This is a genomic window from Bradyrhizobium sp. G127, from assembly GCF_021502575.1.
GTDB lineage: Bacteria > Pseudomonadota > Alphaproteobacteria > Rhizobiales > Xanthobacteraceae > Afipia.
The window spans coordinates 1-1,058 of record NZ_JAKFGN010000005.1 but is presented as its reverse complement, the minus strand read 5'-3'; the positions used below and the strand labels follow the sequence as shown (position 1 = coordinate 1,058).

Below are 1,058 nucleotides of genomic sequence, written 5' to 3'. Positions count from 1 at the left end.
AAGTTGCGCGCGCCGGTCGCCTTCCTGTGCGCGGTGACGAGGCCGCGATAGGTGTTCTGCGACTTGCCCGCGGCAATGCCCTTGGAGATGATCCGGCTGGTGGTGTTCTTGCCCAGATGAATCATCTTGGTGCCGGAATCGACCTGCTGGTAGCCGTTCGAAATCGCGATCGAGTAGAACTCGCCCCGCGAGTTGTCGCCGCGCAGGATGCAGCTCGGATATTTCCAGGTGATGGCGGAACCGGTTTCGACCTGGGTCCACGAGATCTTCGAGTTCCTGCCGCGGCAGTCGCCACGCTTGGTGACGAAGTTGTAGATGCCGCCCTTGCCTTCGGCGTTGCCCGGATACCAGTTCTGCACCGTCGAGTATTTGATCTCGGCGTCGTCATGGGTGACGAGTTCGACCACGGCGGCATGCAACTGGTTCTCGTCGCGCTGCGGAGCGGTGCAGCCTTCGAGATAGGACACGTAAGCGCCCTTGTCGGCGATGATCAGCGTGCGCTCGAACTGTCCGGTGTTGCGCTCGTTGATGCGGAAGTAAGTGGACAGTTCCATCGGACACTTCACGCCCGGCGGCACATAGACGAACGAGCCGTCGGAAAACACCGCCGAGTTCAGCGTCGCGAAATAATTGTCGGAGGTCGGCACCACGGTGCCGAGATAGGTTTTCACCAAATCCGGATGCTCGCGGATCGCCTCCGAGATCGGCATGAAGATCACGCCGGCCGCCTTTAGCTCCGCCTGGAACGTGGTCGCCACCGACACCGAGTCGAACACCGCATCCACAGCCACACGGCGCTCGGCGAGTTCGTTGCCGTCGGCGTCCCTGCGCACAACACCCGCGAGCATCTCCTGCTCACGCAGCGGAATCCCCAGCTTCTCATAGGTCTTGAGAATTTCCGGATCGACCTCGTCCAGCGAGGCCAGTTCCTTCTTCTTCGGCGCGGAATAGTAATACAGATCCTGATAGTCGATCTTCGGATAATCCACCCGCGCCCAGGTCGGCTCTTCCATGGTCAGCCAGCGGCGATACGCCTCCAGCCGCCACTCCAGCATCCA

At 61.1% G+C, this 1,058-nt stretch carries 1 protein-coding gene; it reads right to left on the bottom strand.

Annotation, left to right across the window (positions count from 1 at the left end):
• Window positions 1-1,058: Fe-S cluster assembly protein SufB (sufB, locus tag LVY71_RS22790; protein ID WP_235102240.1), on the bottom strand; the 1,058-nt coding region annotated here is incomplete at both ends.